Origin of the sequence: Micromonospora halophytica (assembly GCF_900090245.1) — a bacterium.
Lineage (GTDB): Bacteria > Actinomycetota > Actinomycetes > Mycobacteriales > Micromonosporaceae > Micromonospora > Micromonospora halophytica.
On sequence record NZ_FMDN01000007.1, the window covers coordinates 254,747 to 271,655 of the forward strand.

A 16,909-nucleotide genomic window follows, 5' to 3' on the forward strand; every position below is an offset into this window, starting at 1 on the left:
GTGGCCCCGACAATTGCCACCGACACCCACGAATCAGAGGCCCAAGGTGCAAGATCGCGGGGGAAGGGGGCGGGTCAGAGGCGTTCGAAGCCACGGCGCAGTTCCCAGTCGGTGACGGTGGCGTCGAAGGCGGTGAGCTCGACGCGGGCCTGGTTGGCGTAGTGGGCGACCACCTCGTCACCGAAGGCGTCCCGGGCCACGGCGGAGCCCTCCCAGAGGGTGAGGGCGTCACGCAGGGTGCCCGGCACCCGCTGCGCCGTCGCGTCGTCGTACGCGTTGCCGGTGCACTCGGGGCCCAGCTCCAACTCCCGCTCGATGCCGTGCACCGCCCCCGCCACCAGCGCGGCGATCGCCAGATACGGGTTGACGTCCGCCCCGGGCACCCGGTTCTCCACCCGCATGCCCGGCCCGTGCCCGACCACCCGCAGCGCACAGGTGCGGTTGTCGACGCCCCAGCGCAGCGCGGTCGGGGCGAACGAGCCGGGCTGGTAGCGCTTGTAGGAGTTCACGTTCGGGGCGAAGAAGAGGCTCAGCTCGCGCATCGTGTCCAGCAGACCGGCGAGCACCCGCTGCCCGGTGACCGACAGGTGCGCCGGCCCGTCGCCGAGCATCGCCGAGGCCCCGGAGACGTCCCGCAGTGAGAAGTGGATGTGGCAGGAGTTGCCCTCCCGGGCGTTCGGCTTGGCCATGAAGGTGATCGACATGCCCTCCTGGGCGGCGATCTCCTTGGCCCCGTTCTTGTAGATGACGTGGTGGTCGGCGCAGGTGACCGCCGCGTCGTAGCGGAAGGCGATCTCGTGCTGGCCGAGGTTGCACTCCCCCTTGGCGCTCTCCGGGGTGAGCCCGGCGCCGGCCATCTCCGTGCGGATGCGGCGCAGCAGCGGCTCCACCCGGGCCGTGCCGAGCAGCGAGTAGTCGACGTTGTACTGGTTGGCCGGAGTGAGGTCGCGGTAGCCGCGCCGCCAGGCGTCCTCGTACGAGTCGCGGTAGAGGACGAACTCCAGCTCGGTGCCGGCGTACGCGGTCAGCCCGTGGGCGGCCAGCCGGTCGAGCTGCCGGCGCAGGATCTGCCGGGGCGAGGCGACCACCGGCCCGGAGCCGTCCAGCCACTCCAGGTCGGCCAGGAGCATGGCCGTCCCGGGCTGCCACGGCACCCGGCGCAGGGTGGCCAGGTCGGGGCGCATCGCGAAGTCGCCGTAGCCGCGTTCCCAGCTCGACATCGCGTACCCGTCGACGGTGTTCATGTCGACGTCGACGGCGAGCAGGTAGGCGCAGCCCTCGCTGCCGTGCGCGACCACCTGATCGAGGAAGTAGGGGGCGTGGAACCGCTTGCCCTGCAGGCGGCCCTGCATGTCGACCAGGGCGAGCACCACGGTGTCGATCTCGCCCTCCGCGACGGCGACCCGCAACTGCTCCAGCGTGAACGGCTTTCTGCTCATCAGCGGGCCTCCATCACCAAGGTCTACTGGCAAACCGGATCACCGTCAATGCCCTGCCGGGGGCGACGGCAACCGTCGCGGCCCCACCCGACCGTGACCCGGCCCGCCCCGGCCGGCCCACTGGAGGCCGGACCGGGAAATCACGTTGCCGCCCGAGCTGCTCCGGCCGCATGCTTGAGCCCGTGACCAGGCCCGATCGCGACGGGACTGAAGACCGGGCGCTCGGCAACGTCCGGTCCACGCGGCGGCGCGGGGCGTCCACCTCTCTCTCACGTACGGCGATCCGCCGTACCCGACGGACGCCCCTCGCCACCGCCTCCTCCACCATGGTGCGGCGATGACCGCCGCACTCACCCACTACCGCAACGGAATCGTCGACAGCGGCCGGTGGAACGACTTCGACCTGCGCCCCGACGACATCGTCGTCAGCACCCCGTCGAAGTGCGGCACGACGTGGGCCCAGATGATCTGCGCCCTGCTGGTCCACGGCGTGCCGGTCGGGAATCGCGTCGACGTAGGTGGCGTCGGCGATCAGCAGGTCGGCGTCACGGGCCAGGGTCACGGGGTCGGCGCCGGCGCCGGTGTCACCGGCGACCGCGGCCGCGGGCACCTCGGCGATCCCGGGCGGCCCCCTTCACTACGGGCGGACTGGTGCGGCTTGATCCCCATGCTCGTCCGATTACCGCTTACCGCAACAAAGCGGCACCGCCGGGGCGTCATCCCGGCGGTGCCGCTTTGTTCACGGACTCAGTTCGAGGGTCAGAGCGGCATCGGGATGTAGATGTTACTGGCCCAGCCGGTTCCGGTGGACAAGGTGATCGTCACGGGAGTCCCAGGGTAAAAGAACCCGTGGTCCGCGAGCCCGTCGCCGTTGATGTCTACCCATCCGTGCGTCCCTGGAATGGTCACGTCATCTGAAGGATGGTTCATGGTCGCACCGAAGGACGTGCCGGTGGACAAGGTGCACCGGGCGATCTCTCCGCCAGTAACCCGGCAATGGTCGTCCCGACCGTCTCCGTTGACGTCGGCCCACCCGACGGTGCCCGGATACCCAGCGTCCGTTACCGGGGAGGTGACCTCACTGCCGAAGTTGGCACCGGTGGACATGGTGCATCGGACGTTCGTGTACGCGTACCAGACGCTGCCGACATTACGGCAGAAGTCCGCCCGCCCGTCACCGTTGAAGTCAGCCCACTTCCGACTATCGTCGTATCCGCCGTCGAGCGTGACTGAGGTGAATGTCTGCCCGAACGATCCGCCGCTGGAGACGGTGCACTGCAGTTGCGCGCTGTTGACCACCCGACAGTAATCGGCACGCCTGTCACCGTTGACGTCCACCCAGGCGCGGCCGGCATCCCAGCCGGGGTCGATGGCGCCAGACGTGATGGTCTGACCGAATCCGGTGCCGGTGGACAGAGTGCACTGGGCCCTCTTGTCCCAGGACCCCACCACCCGGCAGTAGTCGGCACGGCCGTCACCGTTGAAGTCAGCCCACGCCCGACCGGCGTCGTAGCCGGGATCCAGGGCGCCGGAGGTGAATGTCGTGCCGAATGCCGTGCCGGCCGACACGGTGCACTGGATCGACTTGGAGCCCCCACCAACGACACGGCAGTAGTCCGCACGTTGGTCGTTGTTGACGTCCGTCCAGGCCCGCCCGCGGCCATAGCCCTTGTCGGTGCTGGTGAGCACGATCAACTGCCCCAGTCCGGTGCCGGTACCGTTGATCAGCACGCAGCGGAGGCCGTCGTTATAGGGTTGGCAGTGGTCCGTCCTGCCGTCACCGTTGAAATCAACCCAACCGTAGGAGTCCTGGACCGTCTTGAAGCCGGCCAGCACGGCATACGCCGGGGTTGCCGGCACGACGACCACCGAGCCCAGCAATATCAGAAGCAGCGCGGGAAACGACCGGGCGATCCGCTTCCTGCAGATTCCAGCAAACATGCCCAAGAGAGACCTTTCGTACCGCACGACAGATCCCGCGCATGCTCGCGGGCGTCGGCGAGTTGACCTTGCACCGATTGAGGTCCGCCGAACAAGCGAGATTTCGAACACGACATCAATTCGTGATAACAGACGCGCCCTAGCCAGCCACCGACGGTGACGGGCAGGCGTCAGGCGAACAGTAGGCCGGCCACCCAGAGCGCGGCGACGACCAGGCCGGTCAGAAGCTCCACCAGCATGGACAGTCCGGTCGCCTTGAGCGCCTGCACGGTCGCCGGCCAGGCGAGCTGGTTGCTGCCCAGCCGCAGCCGCTCGGCACCCCACACCCCGCCGACGAAGCCGAGCACCAGGCCGACCACCGGGATCACGAAGAACCCGACCAGCCCCAGCAGTCCACCCGCGAGCAGCGACGACGTCGGCACCCCGGTGCGCTTCAGGTTCCGCCCCGGCCAGGCGTACTTGACCACGGTACCGCCGGCCACCACCACGGTCGCCGCCGCCAGCACCGCCCAGCGGCCGGGCCCCGCGCCGCCGAAGACCGCCCACACCAGCACCCCGCCCCAGCACAGCGGCAGCGCCGGCAGGCCGGGCACCACCACCCCGGCCAGCCCGGCCAGGATGGCCAGGGCCGCCACCACCGACACCACGGCCTGCGAGTCCGTCAGGTCCACCCGGCCACCTCCGCCCGTCGCGCGTCGTCGCGGCCCGGGGCACAGCCGAGGTACGCCGTCCGTCGCCCGCTCCCGGCGAACCGTACCCCGGTCACGCCACCGCCCCACCGCGCAGCCGGGCGGTGATCTGCTCGGCCGGCACGGGTGGGCCGAACCAGCGCCCCTGGCCGGTGTCGCAGCGCAGCGACCGTAGCCGCTCGGCCTGTGTGCCGGTCTCCACCGCCTCGGCGGTCACCCACAGCTCCAGCGCGTGCGCCAGTCGCACCAGCGCGTCGACGATCCGCTCGTCGCGGTGGTCGGCGGTGTCGTCCGCGCCGTCGGTCCGGATCCCCTCCACGAACGGCCCGGCCAGTTTCAGGCAGTGGATCGGCAGCCGGCGCAGGTACGCCAGGTTCGAGTACCCGGTGCCGAAGTCGTCGATGGCCAGCCGTACGCCGAGGTCGGCCAGCCGGTGCAGCGAGCGCAGCGGCTCCCCGGCGGTGCCCATCACCGCGCTCTCGGTCAGCTCCAGTTGCAGCAGTTCGGCGGGGAGGCCGGTGCGCCGCAGCACGTCCGCCACGGTGTCCACGATGGCCGGATCGTCGGCCTGGCGGGCGGCCAGGTTGACGCTGACCACCAACCGTTGCTCGGGGAACTCCCGCTGCCAGGCCCGGGCGTCCCGGCAGGACTGGCCGAGCACCCACTCGCCGAGGCGGACGATCAGCCCGGTCTCCTCGGCCAGCCCGATGAACCGGTCCGGACCGACCAGACCCAACTCGGGGTGCCGCCAGCGGACCAGCGCCTCCACGGCCTGCATCCGCCCGTCGAGCAGCGAGACGATGGGCTGGTAGTGGAGCACGAACTCGCCCCGGTCCAGGGCGGCCGGCAGGCCGGCGGCGAGCGCCGAGCGGGCGATGTCGGCGGCGCTGCGCTCCGGGTCGTACACGGCCCACCGTCCGCGCCCCTCCGCCTTGGCCCAGTAGAGGGTGGTGTCGGCGGCCTTCATCAGCTCGGAGGGGCTGGTCTCCGCCGCGGGGCAGTCCACCACGCCGACACTGGCCGAGACGGCGAGCTGCTGTTCGCCGATGAGCACCGGGGCGGAGACCGCCGCCAGGGCCAGCTCGGCGACGCCGACCGCGTCGTCGATCCCCTCCGCGGAGTCGACCAGGATGACGAACTCGTCGCCACCCATCCGGGCGACCAGGTGCCCCTGCCCGGCGACGCAGTCGGCCAGCCGGCGCGCGATGGTGACGAGCAGCCGGTCCCCCAGGGCGTGGCCGAGGCTGTCGTTGACCGCCTTGAAGCCGTCCAGGTCGAGGAAGCAGACCCCGATCCGCTGCTCGGGGCCGGCGTCGTTGAAGAGCCGTCCCAGTGTCTCGAAGAAGAGCGTGCGGTTGGGCAGGCCGGTCAGCGGGTCGTGCAGCGCCTGGAAGCGCAGCCGCTGCTGGAGTTCGTACCGCTCGGTGATGTCCTCGATCATCGCGACGGTGAACCGGGGCCGGCCGTCGTCGTGCCGGATCAACGAGACGGCGAGGTCGGTCCAGACGACGCTGCCGTCCTTGCGGTAGTAGCGCTTCTCCATCCGGGCGCTGTCGTGCTTGCCCTCGATCAGCTCCTGGTACATCTCCCACATGCCGGCGGCGTCGTCGGCGTGGAACAGCGACGCCACGTTGGTCTGGCGCAACTCCTCGATGGTGTAGCCGAGCATGTCCGCGAAGGACTGGTTGACGTCGATGATCCGGCCGTCGATGCCGGCGATGCCGATGCCGATGGCGGCGCCGGTGAACACCGCCCGGAAGCGGGCCTCGCTGTCCCGCAGGGCCCGCTCCACCGCGTCCCGGGCCTGCCAGGCCGAGCGGGCGATCCGCTCCTGCTGGGTGAACGTCCGGTCGCGCAGGGCCCGGGCGAAGCCGGCGGCCAGCGCCCCCTGCACCGCCGCCACCCGGGCGGCGGCGTCGGGCAGGTCGGCCCGGGCCGGCAGCACCCGGGCCAGGAACCGGTCGCCGAGGGCGCGCAGCGACCAGTCCAGCATCCGGGGCTCGGTGAGGTGCGCCTCGACCAGCGCCCGGCCCACGTCCTCCGCCGGGGCGGTGGAGAACTCCTCGGCCAGCAGGGCCTGGGCCAGCCGTACGGTGTGCACGAGCAGCAGCCGCTCGGTCTCGTCCGCGCTCAGCGGCACGAAACCGAGCCGGCGTGCCGCCCGGGCCCACTCGGCGGCGTACCCCTGGGCGCCCGGCCGGCTGAAGTCGCCCCCGCCGGGATCCGGGACGGCGGACATGTCGGCTCAGCCGGCGTGGTCGTACCGGGCGACGCCACCGAACGCCCCGAACCGCTCGGGGTGCTCGTCCACGTCGGCGGGCGAGTCCGGCCGCCACAGCGGCATGTGCACCACGCCCGGCTCCAGCAGCGTCCAGTCACCGAAGAAGTCGGTGACCTCGGCCCGCGAGCGGAGCGTGATCTCGGTGTCGGTACGCGCCGAGAGCCGCTGCGCGTCGAGCATCTCCTTCGGCTGGTCCTCGAAGGTGGAGTGGGAGACGACCAGGAAGCTGCCGGGCACGGCGGCGGCCCGGAGAGCGGCCAGGACGTCGCCCGGGCGGTCGACGTCGGGAATGAAGTGGACCACCCCGGCGAGCAGGATGCCGACCGGCCGGTCGAAGTCGATCAGGCCGCTGGCCCGGGCCAGTTCCAGAATCAGCTTCGGCTCGCGCAGGTCGGCCCGGATCGCGGTGGCCCGCTCGTTGCCGGCGAGCAGTTCCAGGCTGTGCGCCACCGCCACCGGGTCGATGTCGACGTAGACGATCCGCGCCTCGGGGTTGGCGGCCTGGGCCACCTCGTGCACGTTGCCGACGGTGGGGATGCCCGAACCGATGTCGAGGAACTGGTCGATGCCGGCGTCGAGCAGCACCCGGACGGCCCGGCGCAGGAACTCCCGGCCGGCGCGCATGGTGGCGGCCAGGTTCGGTGTCATGCTCGCGATCTGCTCGGCGAGCTGCCGGTCGATCTCGAAGTTGTGCGCGCCGCCGAGGAAGTAGTCGTAGACCCGGGCCGCGCTCGGCCGGCTCAGGTCGATCTCGGCGGGAAGTCCGTCCGGCATCTGCATCTGCCTCGCCCCAGTTTCGTCGCCGCGGTGCGGGAGGGCACCGGCGTGCCCGGACGCGCGGGCACGCGGAGGCGTCACCGGCCGACCCGCGGATCGTGTGGTGCTGCCCACTCTATGCGCGTCCGCCAGGGTATGGGAGATCCACTTTGCCCGGCCGGCGCGGACTGCGCGCGGCGCGCGGCTGAGCCGGGCGGCTCAGCCGGCGGACTCCAGCATCAGCGAGATGCCCTGCCCGACGCCCACGCACATGGTGGCCAGCGCCCGCCGGCCACCCCGGCGGCGCAGCTCCAGGGCGGCGGTGAGCGCCAGCCGGGCACCGCTGGCACCGAGCGGGTGGCCGAGGGCGATGGCGCCGCCGTTGGGGTTGACGTGCTCGGCGTCCTCCGGCAGGCCCAGTTCGCGCAGCACGGCGATGCCCTGCGCGGCGAACGCCTCGTTCAGCTCCACCACGTCGACGTCGCCGAGGCCGACACCGAGCCGGTCGAGCAGCCTGCGGGTGGCCGGCACCGGCCCGATCCCCATGATCCGGGGCGGTACGCCGGCCGCCGCCGCGCCGCTGACCCGGGCGAGCGGGGTGAGGCCGTACCGGGACACCGCCGCCTCGGAGGCGACCAGCAGCGCGACCGCGCCGTCGTTGACGCCGGAGGAGTTGCCCGCGGTGACCGTCCCGCCCGCGCGGAACGGGGTGGGCAGGGCGGCCAGCTTCTCCAGCGAGGTCTCCCGGGGATGCTCGTCGACCTCGACCAGCTTCGTCTCGCGACGGCCGGCGGGCACGGTCACCGGCACGATCTCCTCGGCGAGCCGACCGTCGGCCTGCGCCTTGGCGGCCCGCTGCTGGGAGCGGAGGGCGAACCGGTCCTGGGCGGCCCGGTCGACGCCGAACTCGGCGGCGACGTTCTCGGCCGTCTCGGGCATCGAGTCGATGCCCCATCCCTGCTCCATCAGCGGGTTGACCAGCCGCCAGCCGATGGTGGTGTCGTACACCTCGGCGGTGCGGGAGAAGGCGGAGGTGGCCTTCGGCAGCACGAACGGCGCGCGGCTCATGCTCTCCACGCCGCCGGCCACCATCAGCTCCGCCTCGCCGGCGGTCACCGCACGCGCGGCGGTGGCGAGGGCGTCCAGGCCGGAGCCGCAGAGCCGGTTGACCGTGCTGCCGGGGACCTCCTCGGGGAGGCCGGCCAGCAGCGCCGCCATCCGGGCCACGTTGCGGTTGTCCTCACCGGCCTGGTTGGCGCAGCCGAGGACGACGTCGTCGACGCGGGCCCAGTCCACGGACGGGTGGCGGGCGACCAGTTCCCGGATCACGTGCGCGGCGAGATCGTCGGGGCGTACCCCGGCGAGGGCGCCGGCGTACCGGCCGATCGGGGTGCGGACTCCGGCCACGAGGTATGCCACGGTCATCGGCGCTGTCCTTCGGGGGTGGGAAGGGGCTGGAGGCGGCGGCGTCACCCGGGTCACGGGGACGCCCGGCGCCAGGATATCCGCGGGCCGACCGGATAGGTTGGCGGCATGTCCCGGCCCCAGTTCAGCGCAGAGACCGCCGGCGGTGGCGGGTTCGCCCGCCGGCCCGACCGCCTCACCGGCCCGGACCTGTCCGGCTGGACCACGCCGCACGGGCGTGGCTGAGCCCGACCGCGCCGGCACGACGCCCGCCGGGGCACGACAAGCACGCCGGGCACGACCCCGAGCCCGGGCCGCCGCCGCGTCGGTGGCCGCCGGCTGCGTCCTGGCCGGCACGGTCGCGGTGACGGTCGCCGTGGTCGCCGGTCCCGGTCCGGGGTTGACCGGGTACGTCAGCGAGGCCGGCATCGCCGGCAGCGCGTACGCCCCGACGTACCGGATCGGGGTCTTCGCCCTGGCGGCGGCGCTGCTGCTGCTCGCCGTGGCGCTGCCGGCGGGGTTGCGGGCGGCGGCCGGGCTGCTCGCCGCCGGCGCGGTGTGCACGGCGCTGTCCGGGGCGGTGACGTGCAGCGACGGCTGCCCGCTGCCGCCGTTCGAGACGCCGACCGTGGCGGACCTGGTGCACGGGGGCGCGAGCATCGCGGCGATGGCGGCGACGGTCCTCGCGATGCTGGTGATCTCCTTCTCCCCGGTCGCCGGGCCCGGTTTGCGCCGGGTGGCGCGCTGCGGCGCGGCGGTGGCCCTGCCGCTGGCCGGCGCGGTCGCGGTGGGGCTGGTGACGGTGGGCCGGGGCAGCCTGGTGGGCGGCCTGGAGCGGGTGCTGCTGGCGGCGGGTGTCGGCTGGGGCCTGGCGACGGCGACCGTCCTCGGGCTGGCCCGCCGGAACGTGCCGGGCGGGTCGACAGGTCGCAAACCGTCGATGTAAGGAGCCTCACGCCGATCACTCCTTCCACCTGACGATGGGCCGGGAGTAGCGTCGCCAGGCGATGACCAACGTCTGGCACCTCACCGTGCGCCTGTACGTCGACCTCCAACGGCAGGCCAGCGGCGTCTGTCCGGCGCAGCCGCTCTCCTGACCGCTGCCCCGTTCCGCCCGCTGACAGAGTGTGGACCCCACATGCCTTCCGTCCTGCGCAAGATCCCCTTCTCCGTGCAGATCCTGCTCGGCCTGGCGGGACGAGCCGGCCCGGTGCCCGCCTGAGTTCCGCTCGTCCGCCCCGACCGAGGAGGATCACCACATGAGTGCCCTGTTCACCCCGCTCGCCCTGCGGGCGGTCACCCTGCCCAACCGGGTCGCCCTCGCCCCGATGTGCCAGTACAGCGCCGGCCCCGACGGGCTGCCCACCGACTGGCACCACGTCCACCTCGGCTCCCGGGCCGTGGGCGGCGTCGGCCTGGTCCTCACCGAGGCCACCGCGGTCGTGCCGGAGGGACGGATCAGCCCGCAGGACACCGGACTCTGGTCGGGGGCGCACGTCGACGCCTGGCGTCCGGTCACCGCCTTCGTCGCCGCCCAGGGGGCGGTGCCGGCCGTGCAGCTCGCGCACGCGGGCGTCAAGGCGTCCACGTACCGGCCGTGGGCCGCACAGCGCGGCGGCGTGCCGGACGCCGAGGGCGGCTGGACCCCGGTCGGTCCCGGCGCGGAGCCGTTCCTGCCCGACTACCGGCGGCCCGCCGCGCTGGACGGGGCCGGGATCGCCGCGGTGGTCGAGGCGTTCGGGGACGCCGCCGGCCGGGCGGTGGACGCCGGCTTCCGCGCGGTGGAGATCCACGCCGCGCACGGCTACCTGCTGCACGAGTTCCTGTCGCCGCTGACCAACCACCGCGGCGACGGCTACGGCGGCGACCGGCCGGCGCGGATGCGCCTCGCCCTGGAGGTGGCCCGGGCCGTCCGCGCCGCCGTCGGCGAGCAGGTGCCGGTGCTGGCCCGGATCTCGGCCACCGACTGGGTCGACGGCGGCTGGACCGTCGAGGACAGCGTGGTGCTCGCCGCCGAACTGGCCGCCGCCGGGGTGGACCTGGTCGACGCCTCCTCCGGCGGCGCCTCCGCCGGGGCGACGATTCCCGTCGGCCCCGGCTACCAGGTGCCCCTGGCGGCCCGGATCCGTCGCGAGGCGGGCGTACCGACCGGCGCGGTCGGCCTCATCGTCGAGCCGGAGCAGGCCGAGCAGATCGTGGCCGGCGGCGAGGCGGACCTGGTGCTCCTCGGCCGGGAGCTGCTGCGCGACCCGTACTGGCCGCGCCGCGCGGCGGCGAAGCTGGGCGCCGAACCCCACTGGCCCGACCAGTACGCCCGCGCCTTCTGACCCCGGCCACCCGGCCCCACCCCGCGTCGGTGTTCGTCCGGATCGCCGCCGTCGACGCGGGGTGGGGTGGGATCAGCCCGCCAGGTGGGACCAGTGGGGCTCCAGGTCACGCCAGGGGCCCTGGGCGGCCACCACCCCGTCGCGGAGCACCACCACGTGGTCGGCGCGGACCAGCGCGGCCCGCTTGGACGTCGAGCCGACCACGGTCACCCCGTGCTCGCGCAGCGCCGCCCAGAGCGCCAGCTCGGTGGTGACGTCCAGCGCGGACGAGACGTCGTCGGCCACCAGCAGCTCGGTACGCGGCGCGAGCGCCCGGGCCAGCGCCAGCCGCTGCAACTGCCCGCCGGAGAGCCGGGTCCCCTTGTGGCCGATGAGCAGGCCGAGCCCGCCCCCGGCCGCGGCCAGGTCGTGGTCCAGCTGGGCGGTGGTCACCGCGCCGGCCGCGTCCACGTCGTGGCCCAGGGCGATGTTCTCGGCGACCGTGCCGGAGAGCACCCGGGGCAGCTGCCCCACGTACCCCACCTGCTGCGGGCGCAGGAACAGCTCCGGCTCGGTGACCGGGTCGCCGTTCCAGCGCAGCTCGCCGGTGTGGTGCACGATCCCGGCGAGCGCCCGCAGCAGCGACGACTTGCCGGCGCCGACCGGCCCGACGACCAGCACGAGCTGCCCCCGCTCGACCGTCAGGTCGACGTCGCGCACGGCGAGCGCCCCGTCGGTGTGCAGCGCGCCGAAGCCGACCAGCTCCAGCCGCCGCAACGGCCGCCGGGCGGGTACCTCGGGCGCAGGAGCGGTGCCGGCCGCGATGTCCACCCCGGGCACCGGCGCCGAGTACGCCGCGACCCCGCACATCGACACGGTCCGCCGGGTCCACACCCGCGCCGACGGGTAGTGCGACACCAGCGACGCCGTCGTCCAGGCGAACCAGCGGGCGGCCCCGAGGGTGGAGACGGCCACCAGCACACCGCCCGCCGACAGCCCGCCGGCCAGGTAGAGCGCCCACGCCCCGATCGGCAGCAGTCCGCTGGCCATGGCCGGTGTGGAACGCGCCCACACCTGCATGGCGATCTCCCGGCGCTGCCGGTCGCTGCGCACCACGTCCAGCCGGGCGAGGTGGGCCAGCACCGGGCCGGTGGCACCGGCCAGCTTGACCGTCCGCGCGGCCGACAGCGACGACACCAGCGCGGTGGCGAACGCGGCCCGCGCCTTGACCGTGCCCCCGGCGGAGCGTTCCAGGCGCGGCCCGAAGAGGGTCGCCGTCAGCCCGGAGACGACCATCGTGCCGACGAAGAACAGGCCCGGCACGACGCTGCCGGTCACCACGGTCATGCTGATCAGCAGCGTCACCGCGATGAACTGGTCCACCAGGTTGTCGGCCAGTTCCACCACCCGCTCGGTGTCGCCGCCCTGGGCGACGACCTCGGCCGGGGTGTGCCCGCTGACCCGGCGCGGGCCGGTCTGCCCGTGCACCAGGCGCAGGCTGATCCGCAGCATCTGCCGTACCCACCACTGCGGGAACCACAGGTTGGTGAGGAAGGGCAGCGGCAGCACCAGCAGCAACGCGGCGCTGATGCCGAGCGCCGGCAGCCACGGGCTGCCGCCGTCGACGACGTCCGCCCAGAGCCAGGGCAGCACCGAACCGTCCAGGCCGAGCAGCAGCATGACGACGAACAGGCCGACCGAGACCAGGCCGTAGCGGGGGTCGTTCAGGCCCAGCCGGAGGATCTCCCGCATGGTCCGCGCGGGCGGTTGCGGTGGCAGCGGCGGCGGGTCGGCCCTGGGTACGGCCACCGCCTGCGGAGCCGTCGCCGGCGCGACGGTCTCCGGCTCGGTGTCCCACTCCCCGGCCGGGGCCGGCAGCAGGTCCACCCCGCCGCGGGTCGCCCCGGCGGCGGCGTACGCGCCGGCGTGGCTGCTGGCCAGCAACTCGGCGAAGTGGGCGGACTCGCGCAGCGGACCGGCCTCCAGCACCGTGCCGTCAGCCATCACCACCACCTCGTCGCAGCGCCGCACGGAGGAGAGCCGGTGCGCGATGACGATGCCGATCCGGTCGGTGAGCAGCCGCTCGGTGGCCCGGCGTACCCGGTGCTCGGTGACCGGGTCGAGCCGGGCGGTCGCCTCGTCGAGGATCACCACGCGCGGGTCGCGCACCAGGATCCGGGCGAACGCCACGAGCTGCTCCTGGCCGGCGGAGAGCACGTGCCCGCCGTCCCCCAGCCGGGTGTGCACGCCGTCGGGCAGCTCGGCGATCCAGCCGGCCAGCCCCAGCTCCGCCAGCGCCCGGCCGGCGTCCTCGACCAGGTCGGGGTCGAACAGCGCGACGTTCTCGGCCAGCGTCCCGGCGAGGATCTCGGTGCGTTGCGGCACCACGGCGATCCACCGGCGCAGCTGCTCGACGTCGAGGTCGACCAGGTCGGTGTCGCCGAGGTACACCGTGCCGCGGGGCACGTCCACCGCGCGGGTGAGCACCTTCGCCAGCGTCGACTTGCCCGACCCGGTCCGCCCGACCAGCGCGTACGACCGCCCTCGGGCGAAGGTGAGCCGGACGTCGCGCAGCGCCGGCCCCCGCTCGGCGTCCCCGGTCGCCGAGTAGCGGAAGGTGAGCCCGCGCACGGTCAGGTCGCCGTCGACCGGGGCGGCCCCGCCCTCGGGCTCCTGCCGGGAACCGGCGAGCAGTTGCACCCGGGCCCACGCGCCGAGCGCGTACTGCACCTGCGGCACCCAGCGGGCGAGGTGCTCGCTGGTGGCCCCGAAGGCGATGGCGAGCAGCCAGACGGCGGTGAGTCGGGCGCCGTCGACCCGGCCGGTGGTCAGCGCCCACGCTCCGCCGAGCACCACGGCGACGATGCCCGCCCGGACGGCTCCACCGGCGACGGCGGTGACCCACGCCGTCATCCGGAACACCCGGCGGGCCCGGGCGAGCACCTCGGCGGCGCGCCGGGCGTACAGGCGCAGCACGTACGGCCGGGCCAGGCTGGTCCGCACGTCGTCCTGGCCGTGCACGGCCTCCTCCATCACGGCGGCGAGGTCCGACCAGGCTTCCTCCTCGGCCATCCGGGCCGGTCCGATCCGCGCGGTGGGGCGGCGCAGCGCCACGGCGAGCAGCACGACCAGCAGCACCATGGCGACACCGGCCGGCCACCAGACGACGAGGGCGGTCAGCGTGGAGAGCAGGCAGACGGCCAGGCCCTGCACCAGCCGGACACCGGTGCCCCGCACCTCGGAGGCGACCTGGTAGACGTCGTTGTCGATGCGGTCGAGCAGCTCGCCGACGGGGGTGGACTCCAGGGTGGGCAGGTCCTGCCCGAGCGCGACCCGGCAGAGCCGGCGGCGCACGTCGGCCGACCAGTCGGCGGTCAGCCGGGCCATGACCAGCCCGATCACCAGGTCGCTGACGACGGCGGCGACCAGCGCGACGGCCAGCGCCACGAACCAGCCCGCCGAGCGTTGCACCAGGACGGGGCCGGCCAGCGCGGCGGCGGCCGCCTGCCCGGCGGAGCCGAGGACGACCAGCAGCACCACGGCGGCCATTCGGCGCGGCGCGGTGGCCCAGAGATCACGGAGCAGGCGCATGGGTCGGTCCCTCCGGACTCAGGGTGGTGAAGGCGGTGACCCCAGCCTGGCCGTCGGGCCACCACGGTTCAACGCATTTACGCCCCGGGCAGACAGCCCTCGACTCAGGTGCGGGCGACCCGCCGGACGATGCCGAGCAGCGTCTGCTGGACGTCGGAGATCGGCCGGTCGGGCTGGAACACCAGCCGGTCCACGGCCATCACGAGACCGAGGCCGAAGAGCGCCGAGGAGGAGGTACGCACGCCCAGGCCGGGCGGCCGGTCAGAAGAGCACGGTGGCCAGGGTGCCGACCGGGCGGAAGCCGCAGCGCTCGTAGACCCGGCGGGCGGGCAGGTTGAAGTCGTTGACGTAGAGGCTGACGGTCGGGGCGACCCGGAGCAGGGCGTCGCGCACCACCGCGGCCATCGCCGCCGTGGCGATCCCCCGCCCCCGCCACTCGGGGGCCACCCAGACCCCCTGGACCTGGGCGGTACGCCGGGTCACCACCGCCAGCTCGGCCTTGAAGACGACCACTCCGTCCACCAGGCGCGCGTACGCCCGACCGGAGCGGACCAGGTCGGTCACCCGGCGGCGGTAGGCCCGCCCGCCGTCCTCGGCCAGCGGCGAGACGCCGACCTCCTCGGTGTACATGGCGACCGCCGCCGGGAAGAGCCGGTCGACCTCACCGGCGCGCACCCGACGCACCTCGGGGTCGGCGGGCACCCGGGGCAGCGTGTCGGTGGCCAGCAGCGGCTGGTTCGGGCGGACGTCCCGGGCCGGCCCCCAGTACGCGGAGAGCCGGTCCCAGAGACCGAGCACCGCGTCGGCCCGCCCGACGATCGAGGAACAGATCCGCTCCTCGGTGGCGAGCTGCTCGGCGAAGGCGGCGACCGCCGGCTCGGAGGCGAGCACCGGCGTCAGGTTGCCGCCTAACCAGCAGATCGACTCCAGGTTGCGCCGGGACCCGTAGCCGAGCACCCGCCCCTCGGCACGCCACCACGCCAGGCCCCGGGCGGCGACCCGCTCGGCGACCTGCGCGCCCGCGATCGGGTCGAGGTCGAGCAGCCGCTCGACCGCCCGGCGCTCCGACTCCCCCAGTTGGCGTACCGGCACCGTCAGCACGGTTACCAGCCTGCCAGATGGGGGCGGGGGCGCGCGGGTCGACCGGGTCAGACGGTGGTCGGCTCCGGGGCGACGCCGGGCACGCCCGCGACGCGACGCGCCGGGCCCGCGCCGACGGGGTCAGCCAGGACACGGCCGCCCCTGCCGGCACACGAGCCTCAGCCGCACCTGCGAGCGATCAGCAGCAGGTACTCCCACCGCATCGCCCCGGCCTTCAGGTGACGCCGGGCCTGCTCAGCGAGGGCGTCGTCGAGCGCGGCGACCCGATCGGGATCACCGGCGATCCCCCGGTACGCGGCGATCGTCGGGCCGTAGCAGGTCTTGAAGTAGTCACGGAACGCCTCCGGGCTGGCGAACCGGTCCACCACGACCGTCTCCCGGCGCGTGACGACGTCGGTGACCCGGTCCCCGAGCAGTGCCCGGACGTGATCCTCACGACCCCACAGCGGCGCCGGCTGCGCACCGGGCGGCGGCGGTGGCGCGTACGGCTTCATCACCGCGAACATCTGCCCGATGAACCCCTCCGGCGTCCAGTTGAGCAGGCCGATCGTGCCGCCCGGACGGCACACCCGGACCAGTTCGTCCGCGCTGGCCCGGTGTCGCGGAGCGAACATCACGCCCACGCAGGACAGCACCCGGTCGAACTCGCCGTCGCCGTACGGGAGCGCCTCGGCGTCGGCCTGCTGCCATTCCAGTTCCGCCCCGCGTCGCACGGCGAGTGCCCGTCCCGCCGTCAACAGTTCCGGGGTCAGGTCGCTCGCCACCACGGTGGCCCCGGCCAGCGCCGCCGGGATGGCGGCGTTGCCCGTACCGGCGGCCACGTCCAGCACCCGGTCGCCCGCCTGCACGTCGGCCGCCCGGACCAGGACCGCGCCCAGGTCCGGGATGACCTCCTCGGCGACCGCCGGATAGTCACCCAGTGCCCACATCTGCCGGAGCCGGGCCTTGACCGCCCGGTCGATCTCCGTCGCCTCGGTCTGCGCGACCACGATGCCTCCTCCACTCGTCCTGCTCTGGACGGTAGGCAGCGCCGCACCGGCAACCTAGACGAGTTGTTCCGAAGTCTGGTCAGTGGTCGTAGGCGATCAGTGATCGGGTGACGGGTGCGTTGGTCTTGTTGTTGTGCCAGATCGCGGCGGCCATGGCCAGGAGACGTTGAGCCACCCGCACGGCAACGCCGGCGAAGGTACGGCCGCCGTGTTCCTCCAGGTCAAGCTGGCCCTTGAGGGTGTCGTTGACTGACTCGATGAGCTGGCGGACCTTCTTGAGCGTCGCCTCGCCGTAACGGGTTTTCTCCTTCTTGCGTGACGGCCGTAGCAGTTCGATGCCCTGCTCGGCCAGGTTCCGCTCGAATGCCTTGGACGCGAAGCCCTTGTCCGAGATCAGCAGGATGCCTGGGTG

The 16,909-nt window shown here is 73.7% G+C and carries 14 protein-coding genes; 3 read left to right on the plus strand and 11 right to left on the minus strand.

Going from position 1 to position 16,909, the window contains the following annotated elements:
• Positions 1-74: 74 nt before the first annotated feature.
• On the minus strand, positions 75-1,439 hold the full coding sequence (locus GA0070560_RS13335) for a glutamine synthetase family protein (RefSeq protein ID WP_091295697.1): 1,365 nt from the start codon (positions 1,437-1,439) through the stop codon (positions 75-77).
• Positions 1,440-1,776: 337 nt separating this feature from the next.
• Between GA0070560_RS13335 and GA0070560_RS29440 the strand changes: the two genes are divergently transcribed.
• Positions 1,777-2,220 (plus strand): hypothetical protein, encoded by a 444-nt coding sequence (locus GA0070560_RS29440; protein ID WP_091295699.1) that lies wholly within the window; start codon positions 1,777-1,779, stop codon positions 2,218-2,220.
• Here the strand turns inward: GA0070560_RS29440 and GA0070560_RS13345 are convergent.
• From GA0070560_RS13345 to pcaF, 5 genes are all read right to left on the minus strand, one after another.
• A complete protein-coding gene (locus GA0070560_RS13345) occupies positions 2,199-3,380 on the minus strand; it encodes an FG-GAP repeat domain-containing protein (protein WP_091295702.1) in 1,182 nt (393 codons plus the stop codon). The genes GA0070560_RS29440 and GA0070560_RS13345 overlap by 22 nt on opposite strands.
• A 170-nt stretch (positions 3,381-3,550) precedes the next feature.
• Complete coding sequence (locus GA0070560_RS13350; protein WP_091295704.1) at positions 3,551-4,051, minus strand: DUF456 domain-containing protein; 501 nt, start codon at positions 4,049-4,051, stop codon at positions 3,551-3,553.
• Between the two features lie 91 nt (positions 4,052-4,142).
• Entirely contained in the window at positions 4,143-6,308 is a 2,166-nt protein-coding gene (locus tag GA0070560_RS13355) for a putative bifunctional diguanylate cyclase/phosphodiesterase (RefSeq protein ID WP_091295708.1), read from the minus strand.
• A 6-nt stretch (positions 6,309-6,314) separates the two neighbouring features.
• On the minus strand, positions 6,315-7,130 hold the full coding sequence (locus GA0070560_RS13360) for an SAM-dependent methyltransferase (protein ID WP_091295711.1): 816 nt from the start codon (positions 7,128-7,130) through the stop codon (positions 6,315-6,317).
• Positions 7,131-7,325: 195 nt separating this feature from the next.
• Complete coding sequence (gene pcaF, locus GA0070560_RS13365; RefSeq protein ID WP_091295714.1) at positions 7,326-8,531, minus strand: 3-oxoadipyl-CoA thiolase; 1,206 nt, start codon at positions 8,529-8,531, stop codon at positions 7,326-7,328.
• Positions 8,532-8,748: 217 nt separating this feature from the next.
• On the opposite strand from pcaF, the gene GA0070560_RS13370 reads away from it, so the two are divergent.
• On the plus strand, positions 8,749-9,456 hold the full coding sequence (locus GA0070560_RS13370) for a DUF998 domain-containing protein (RefSeq protein WP_091295718.1): 708 nt from the start codon (positions 8,749-8,751) through the stop codon (positions 9,454-9,456).
• 313 nt (positions 9,457-9,769) lie between these two features.
• On the plus strand, positions 9,770-10,837 hold the full coding sequence (locus GA0070560_RS13375) for an NADH:flavin oxidoreductase/NADH oxidase (protein ID WP_091295720.1): 1,068 nt from the start codon (positions 9,770-9,772) through the stop codon (positions 10,835-10,837).
• A gap of 72 nt (positions 10,838-10,909) precedes the next feature.
• On the opposite strand, the gene GA0070560_RS13380 is transcribed toward GA0070560_RS13375, so the two are convergent.
• The 5 genes from GA0070560_RS13380 to GA0070560_RS13400 form a co-directional block, all read right to left on the minus strand.
• Positions 10,910-14,407 carry an ATP-binding cassette domain-containing protein gene (locus tag GA0070560_RS13380; protein WP_091295723.1) on the minus strand — a complete coding sequence of 1,166 codons (3,498 nt, stop codon included), beginning with the start codon at positions 14,405-14,407 and terminating at the stop codon, positions 10,910-10,912.
• A 104-nt stretch (positions 14,408-14,511) separates the two neighbouring features.
• On the minus strand, positions 14,512-14,649 hold the full coding sequence (locus GA0070560_RS13385; protein WP_245675499.1) for a hypothetical protein: 138 nt from the start codon (positions 14,647-14,649) through the stop codon (positions 14,512-14,514).
• 19 nt (positions 14,650-14,668) lie between these two features.
• The gene (locus GA0070560_RS13390; protein WP_091295726.1) at positions 14,669-15,508 is read right to left on the minus strand and encodes a GNAT family N-acetyltransferase; all 840 of its coding nucleotides are present in this window, start codon (positions 15,506-15,508) and stop codon (positions 14,669-14,671) included.
• Between the two features lie 158 nt (positions 15,509-15,666).
• Entirely contained in the window at positions 15,667-16,497 is an 831-nt protein-coding gene (locus tag GA0070560_RS13395) for a class I SAM-dependent methyltransferase (protein ID WP_170839383.1), read from the minus strand.
• Between the two features lie 79 nt (positions 16,498-16,576).
• On the minus strand, positions 16,577-16,909 hold a 333-nt coding region (locus GA0070560_RS13400), incomplete at its 5' end, for a transposase (RefSeq protein ID WP_281184131.1).

What these genes read in the sequence shown, in the direction of transcription:
- GA0070560_RS13335 (WP_091295697.1), bottom strand. Translation starts at nt 1,439, where the DNA reads ATGAGCAGAAAGCCGTTCACGCTGGAGCAGTTGCGGGTCGCCGTCGCG.
- GA0070560_RS29440 (WP_091295699.1), top strand. Translation starts at nt 1,777, where the DNA reads ATGACCGCCGCACTCACCCACTACCGCAACGGAATCGTCGACAGCGGC.
- GA0070560_RS13345 (WP_091295702.1), bottom strand. Translation starts at nt 3,380, where the DNA reads ATGTTTGCTGGAATCTGCAGGAAGCGGATCGCCCGGTCGTTTCCCGCG.
- GA0070560_RS13355 (WP_091295708.1), bottom strand. Translation starts at nt 6,308, where the DNA reads ATGTCCGCCGTCCCGGATCCCGGCGGGGGCGACTTCAGCCGGCCGGGC.
- GA0070560_RS13360 (WP_091295711.1), bottom strand. Translation starts at nt 7,130, where the DNA reads ATGCAGATGCCGGACGGACTTCCCGCCGAGATCGACCTGAGCCGGCCG.
- pcaF (WP_091295714.1), bottom strand. Translation starts at nt 8,531, where the DNA reads ATGACCGTGGCATACCTCGTGGCCGGAGTCCGCACCCCGATCGGCCGG.
- GA0070560_RS13375 (WP_091295720.1), top strand. Translation starts at nt 9,770, where the DNA reads ATGAGTGCCCTGTTCACCCCGCTCGCCCTGCGGGCGGTCACCCTGCCC.
- GA0070560_RS13380 (WP_091295723.1), bottom strand. Translation starts at nt 14,407, where the DNA reads ATGCGCCTGCTCCGTGATCTCTGGGCCACCGCGCCGCGCCGAATGGCC.